This is a genomic window from Mesorhizobium sp. Root695, assembly GCF_001428185.1.
In the GTDB taxonomy this organism is placed as follows: Bacteria; Pseudomonadota; Alphaproteobacteria; order Rhizobiales; family Rhizobiaceae; genus Mesorhizobium.
Map to the genome: position 1 here is coordinate 191,131 of NZ_LMHO01000006.1, position 6,200 is coordinate 197,330.

The following is a 6,200-nucleotide window of genomic DNA, read 5'->3' on the forward strand; positions in this document are numbered from 1 at the left end:
GAATTTGCAGCCGACTGCCGGGGAAAAACACACCTGATGCGGCGGGTCCAGAGATTTCCCTTACATTTCACCACACCGCTTTTTCTGGACGAGAGCCAGCCTGGCATGGCTTTCGTTTATGTCCAGAATCCGTCGGGCGCGGTGTTTAGCGGCGACCAGCTGGAGCTGCGGATTGCTGCGCGCAACGGGGGAAAGCTTCATGTCACCAGCACGTCCGCGACCAAGCTCCACCGAATGCTCGACGGATCAGGATTTCAGAGGGTGTTGCTGGAGGCAAAACAGGGGTCGTACATCGAATACCTACCGGACCAGCTCATCCCGCAGGCGCAATCCTCCTACGATCAGGAGACTACGATCGATCTCGATCGCGGATCCATGCTCATTGCGAGCGAGATCATCGCGCCGGGACGGTTGGCGCGCGGCGAAATTTTCGCATTCAGCCACCTCAAACTGGAAACGCGGATTAGGGTCGACGGAAGCACGCTTTTCACGGACCGTATACTCATGGAACCGACGACGATGCCGATCAATATAAGAGGCGTCCTTGGCTCCTTTTTCTACTCGGGAAACCTGCTGGCGCTCACTCCAGGAGGCAACGCAAAGGGCGTTCACGATGCCGCTTCATCTCTGGACATGACCGGCGAGGATTTTCAATTGGGCGTGGGCGCCCTCCCAGGAGCGGTAGGCATCATCGTCCGTGTCCTCGCCCGGTCATCCTCAACAATCACGCGTCTCATGGAAGACGCTTGGTCACGAATTCGCATGCAGATGATTGGGGCGCCAGCGCCATCTAAGAGGAAATAGGTCCAATGCTTATCTCGAACGGAATAGTTGGCGCCTTGGACATAGAGCAATGCTGCGCCGGTGCGTTGGATTTCATCGACGTGCCTTGGGTGGACGCCGGCAAGCGGCGGCTTCGGCGGCGAACGAAGGGCGGGCTCGATTTCGCGGTATCGATGCAGCACAGCCAGTACCTTTTTCACGGCGCTGTCCTATTTAACAGCGAGGATCACACGGTGGTCGTGTGCAGGCCCGAGGAACTCGCCCTCATCGTGGACCTCAGCCAGACCAGATCGGTTCCGGATATTGTTCGGCAGGCTGCTCTTATCGGCCATGCATTCGGCAACCAGCACGTACCGGTCGAGGTCGACGGTTGCTCTGTCCTCGTTCCGATGCTGTCGAGTGAGGACCTCATGACGAAGACGGTTCGAGACCTCCAGCTCGGAGAGCTGTCGCTGCGTTTCGACTACGTTCGGCTAGGTGCCTCTTGCCCCCTTTTGATGACAGGGCACGCTCATGAATGAAATGTGGGCAGGACTCGTGATAGACACGAGTTTCCTGACGGCCCTTCAGTTGGCCGACAGTTCGCTGCCGATTGGGCGTTACGTCCATTCCAGCGGATTAGAAGGAATTCTGGAGGAGCTTCCAAAGAATTCGACTCAGATCGCGGAAGTGGTCAAAGCGGTGCTGCTCCATGGATCGGGCCGCTGCGACGCCGTTGCCGCCGCCCATGCACATCGAATGTTTTCGGTGGCCGATCTCGACCAATTGCATGATGTCGACGAGCGTCTTCTGGCCACAAAGCTATCGGTTCCGGCCCGGAAGGCATCGACCTCGTGCGGTCGCCAACTGGCGACACTCGCCCTTCAAGTCTGGCCGCACGAGGTACTCGATCCGTTCTGCCGCGAAGTGCAGCTGCGCGAGGCCGGCAACCTCGCCGTCGTCGCAGCAGCCGTTTCGGCCTCCAGGGGAATAAGCATTGAAAACACGCTCCTAGCGGAGTTGCGTGGCACAGCAAACGGTCTCCTTTCAGCAGCCGTGCGACTCGGCCGGATGGGATCGGCCGAGGCGCAGGTTCATCTCTATCAATGTGTCCCGACTATTGTTCGGGCGGCAGAAACTGCCCTTCTCTTGGATCTGGACGACATGAGTTCGACCACGCTCGAATTGGATATTGCGATGCTGCAGCATCAGCGTAATCCACTGCGCCTGTTTGCAACCTAGCAGGGAGGAAACGAGATGTCCGGGGTTGGCGAACTTGAGGAGTCCTATCGTTCGGAAGGTACATGGCCGGTAGGTGTCCTATACTCAAGAAGCGGGATCACGGCGATTGCGGAGATTTCGCAGTTGCAGGGAACGTTACTCGCCATTTCGGAGATAAACGCAGCAGGCGGGGTACTTGGAAAGCCGATTTCTCCCTTGATCCTGGATCCGGCTTCCGACGCGCAGCGCTATACCCAACTCGCTAGTTCGCTCGTCATGGACCGCGGCGTCACCAACATATTCGGCTGCTCGGCGTCCTACAGCCGAAAGGCTGTGGTTCCGGTAGTCGAGCGTCGCGGAGGGTTGCTCTGGTATTCGATCGGCTACGAGGGATTCGAATATTCGTCCAACGTCATCTACACCGGCCCTGCCCCCAACCAGTTGCACCTGCCGCTCGCCGAATATCTGTTTCCGCGCTTCGGACGAAAGCTTATGTGCGTCGGCACGGACTATCTCTTCCCGCGAGAATCCAACAGGATCATGGGCGACCTCCTATCCGAAATCGGGGGTAGTATCGTCGGCGAATACTATCTGCCGTTCGACGCTCAGAGGGATGCATTTCTGGATGTGATCAGGGAAGCGCGATCGCTCGGCGCCGATGTCATCTTCTCAACGGTGGTGGGGCCGGGAATCGCAGCACTTTACGATGCATACGCGGCCGAGAAACTAGATCCGGCCGAAATGCCGATCGCCTCCCTTACGACCAACGAGGCACACCTCCAAGAAATGTGGTTCGAGCCCCGGCCGGGCCACATTGTCTCCGCGCCTTATTTTGAAACGGTGCAGTCGCCGCGAAATAGCTCTTTCGTTGCCAATTATCACCAACGTTTCGGAGCCAAGCGCCCGGCCGACGCCTGTGCGGAGGCTGCCTATTTTACCGTGTTGCTTTTTGCGCGAGCGCTGGAACGCTCAGGAACGCTTGATCCGGAACGGCTTCGCGCAGAGGTGCTCGGCCTCGAGATCTCGGCTCCCCAGGGCGTGGTCATGGTCGATCCGGACAACGGCCATACCTACCTCTGGCCTAGAATCGGGATGACGGAGTCGGGGCGAAAATTCGGGGTCGTCGCGGAGTTTAAGAGGGCGATGAAACCGGACCCGTACCTTGTGAACTATGTGGGCCTTGGCCGCATCGAGGAGATCGACAATGTCCGGTGAGGCGCTGATCCGTGAATTGCGTAAACTTCGAGCATGTGTGATCCATCCACGGGATTCGGACTGTGATGAACTTGTCCGCCACTTGAAGCGGATCGGATGCCAGGTCGACACCCTGTGGCCGGTACCCGATCGTTGGCCGGCTCATGCCGATGTCGTCTTTTGCCTTTTCGGCGGCCACCCTTCACTCGATGTGAGGACCCTGAAGAGAGGCCGCGACGGCACCCTCATCGGCATCGTCGAATATGAGAGCCCCACAATCGTCCGCGAACTGCTTGAAGCGGATGTGCATGCCGTCATCGGTAAGCCCATCCACCCCTTCGGGATAATGTCGACGTTGACGGTGGCAAGTTCACGTTACCGGTTCGAACGCCGGCAGAACAGTAAGATCGCGAAGCTGGACGAAACCCTGCGGTCGCGTCGCGTCGTGAACAACGCGGTCCGGCTCCTCGCGGCGGAGCGATCGATCAGCGAGGAGCATGCGTATCAATGCATCCGGCGGTGGTCCCTGGAAGGTCGCGCATCGATGACCAAGGTCGCCGACCAGGTTCTGGCCTGCGGGTCGGAGTTGAGCGATCCAAATTTTCGATTTAAGCCGAAGGAAGCATTATGATGGCATCTCCAAGCACCCCTGACTCTGTTCTTCGCGTCGCCCTTGACTGGGAGGTGGACGCGATCGATCCGCCCGCCTCGTTTGGCGGTTGGAATACTGGCAGAGTTGTCCAGCAGATGTTCGAGAGCCTATATGAGGACGATCTGGAGGATGAAGTAGCCAGTCCGACGCGGCTTATCCCTGCGCTTGCCACTTCGGTCGAGATCTCCGGCGACGGGCTTCAGTATTTGTTTCGCCTGCGGGAGGACGTGCGGTTCCACGATGGAACCCGGTTCGATGCTGATGCTGTTCGGTTCAACATAGACCGTATGTGGAATCGTGAGGCGCCTCAATATTCGCCTGTGGCGGCAGATTACAACCGAATTGGACTTGAAGCATTGAAGTCCGTGAAAGTCTTGGCGCCATTTACGATCCTACTCACGCTAAAGGAGCCCTTTCCCGAGTTCCTCCGTTATATGACACAGGAGGACGCACCAGGTGCGCATGTCTTCATCAGTCCAACGGCCCTGAAAAAACACGGCAATTCAGGCATTGCCGACCATGCGCCGGGCACCGGCCCATTTCGTATCGACAATCGCTTTTCAACAGCTTTCGGCAGTGGCGTTCGGCTACGGCGGAATGAAGACTACTGGGGTGGTACGCCCAAGCTCAAAGGTATTGAGTTCAAGCCATATCCAAGCCTTGAAGATCGGTACAACGCATTGCTCAGTGGCGATGTCGATCTGGCCTATGGCCTAGAGGGGAGCGATCTCGACGAATTAGAACGGCGCGGATTTGTGGTCATTGAAAGCCAGGTGCCCTATGTCTGGTACTTCATTTTCAACATGAACGATCCGGTCCTGAGCGACGTTCGAGTGCGTCACGCCATTGCACACGCAGTTGATCGGGAAGGATTGAGCAATAGCATCTTCCGTGGACACACCACCGTCGCATCCGGCATGCTACCGCCTGCTTCGCCGTCCTTCGATGAAGGGTATAAATTTCCTTATGAATTCAATCCCAAGCGTGCGCGGCAGCTTTTGAAGGAAGCAGACGTCCCGCCGGGTTGGCGATTGCGCATCATGACGGCGAGCGCCGGCTCTGGCCAACTCGTGCCCACCCGAATTTGCGAGTATCTGGCGAGGAATCTTGAGGCGATCGGATTCGGCGCAGAGATTGTGCGGACAGAAGACTGGGTTTCGTATTGCAACGAATGGCGATCCGGCTTGCCGGCTGGCGCAGGCCTCTCGCAGATGAGCTGGGGCATGTCCTGCGATGTTTGGCTGGAGCAAGTGCTGCATTCCCGGAACATCTCGCCGTTCGGGTTCAATGCAGGATATTACTCCAGTCCCGCCGTGGATCGCTTGCTAGACAAAGCTCGGCAAGTCCAGAGCGACGATCAACGAAGCAAGTTGTATCGAAAGGCCCACGCACTGATCATGGACGATCTGCCAGCGCTGCCAATGCTGACTTTGCAACGTGGCTCCGTCTGCTATCACCCCCGGGTCAAGGGTTTTCGCAATCCAAGGCAGAATTGGCATTCGTTCAAGAATGTATGGACGGATTCAGACATTTGATCGAACCAGTTTGAACCCAGAATAGCGCGAGCCTTGTGCGCTCTCCGTGGAGGCGGCCTTCGGCGTGTTGTCGACACCACGCCGAAACTGGGAGGCAGTCATGATTACCGACAACAACCCGAATGGAAGGAGACTGAAGATGAAAAGAACTCCGATTACCGCATTGGCCGCTATGGCCATGCTAGCCGCAAGCTCGACGATTGCCACCGCCCATGTGGGGGTTGGCGATAGAGGTGGCTTTGCCAATGGCTTCTGGCATCCGATCAGCGGCGTCGATCATGTGCTCGCCATGGTCATGGTCGGTCTGTTCGCCGCCCAGTTGGGCGGGCGGGCGCTGTATCTAGTGCCGGCTGCCTTCGTTTTGGTCATGGCCATTGGCGGCGCCGTCGGTTTCGCTGGCATGCTGGTACCCTTTGTCGAGCTTGGCATCGGCCTGTCGATCGTCGTGCTCGGAACCGCGGTCGCGCTTGGCTTTAGAACCGCAATTGCCGTTGCCATGGCGCTGGCTGGCTTCTTCGCCTTCTTCCACGGCTACGCCCATGGCGCCGAAATGCCGGAAACCGTCAATGGCCTTGCCTACGGTGCTGGTTTCGTTATTGCGACCGCGCTGCTGCATGCCTGGGGCCTTGCCCTCGGGCTGCTGATGGCCAGCAAGGCCGGCGCGCGTGGCGAAACTCTGGTCCGTGCCGCAGGGGCCCTTGTTGCGGTTGCAGGCGTCTCCATGGTCACCGGCGTTATCTAGCAGGCTTCTCTGATTGGGGTTGTTGAGGTCAAGCTCCTGTTGCGTTTTTTTCGGACCGTGTCGCCCCGCGGGTCACTCGCTTCTCTTCGCGGTC

The 6,200-nt window shown here is 58.1% G+C and carries 7 protein-coding genes; all 7 read left to right on the top strand.

Annotated elements, in window-relative coordinates; genetic code table 11:
* Window positions 1-105: 105 nt before the first annotated feature.
* The 7 genes from ASD99_RS08630 to ASD99_RS08660 all read left to right on the top strand — a co-directional run bounded on the left by ASD99_RS08630 (window position 106) and on the right by ASD99_RS08660 (window position 6,106).
* Window positions 106-804: an urease accessory protein UreD gene (locus ASD99_RS08630; RefSeq protein WP_162256684.1), complete on the top strand. Its 699-nt coding sequence runs from the start codon at window positions 106-108 to the stop codon at window positions 802-804.
* A 5-nt stretch (window positions 805-809) separates the two neighbouring features.
* The gene (locus ASD99_RS08635; RefSeq protein WP_057143330.1) at window positions 810-1,304 is read left to right on the top strand and encodes a hypothetical protein; all 495 of its coding nucleotides are present in this window, start codon (window positions 810-812) and stop codon (window positions 1,302-1,304) included.
* The gene (locus ASD99_RS08640) at window positions 1,297-2,004 is read left to right on the top strand and encodes an urease accessory protein UreF (RefSeq protein WP_082583197.1); all 708 of its coding nucleotides are present in this window, start codon (window positions 1,297-1,299) and stop codon (window positions 2,002-2,004) included. Before ASD99_RS08635 ends, ASD99_RS08640 begins: the two co-directional genes overlap by 8 nt.
* 15 nt (window positions 2,005-2,019) lie before the next feature.
* The gene (locus tag ASD99_RS08645; protein ID WP_082583198.1) at window positions 2,020-3,198 is read left to right on the top strand and encodes a transporter substrate-binding domain-containing protein; all 1,179 of its coding nucleotides are present in this window, start codon (window positions 2,020-2,022) and stop codon (window positions 3,196-3,198) included.
* Window positions 3,188-3,808 carry an ANTAR domain-containing response regulator gene (locus ASD99_RS08650; protein ID WP_162256685.1) on the top strand — a complete coding sequence of 207 codons (621 nt, stop codon included), beginning with the start codon at window positions 3,188-3,190 and terminating at the stop codon, window positions 3,806-3,808. The genes ASD99_RS08645 and ASD99_RS08650 overlap by 11 nt, the downstream gene beginning before the upstream one ends.
* Window positions 3,808-5,364: an ABC transporter substrate-binding protein gene (locus ASD99_RS08655; RefSeq protein ID WP_057143345.1), complete on the top strand. Its 1,557-nt coding sequence runs from the start codon at window positions 3,808-3,810 to the stop codon at window positions 5,362-5,364. The genes ASD99_RS08650 and ASD99_RS08655 overlap by 1 nt, the downstream gene beginning before the upstream one ends.
* A gap of 139 nt (window positions 5,365-5,503) precedes the next feature.
* Window positions 5,504-6,106, top strand: coding sequence for a HupE/UreJ family protein (locus tag ASD99_RS08660; protein WP_057143346.1), 603 nt, complete (start codon window positions 5,504-5,506; stop codon window positions 6,104-6,106).
* Window positions 6,107-6,200: the final 94 nt, after the last annotated feature.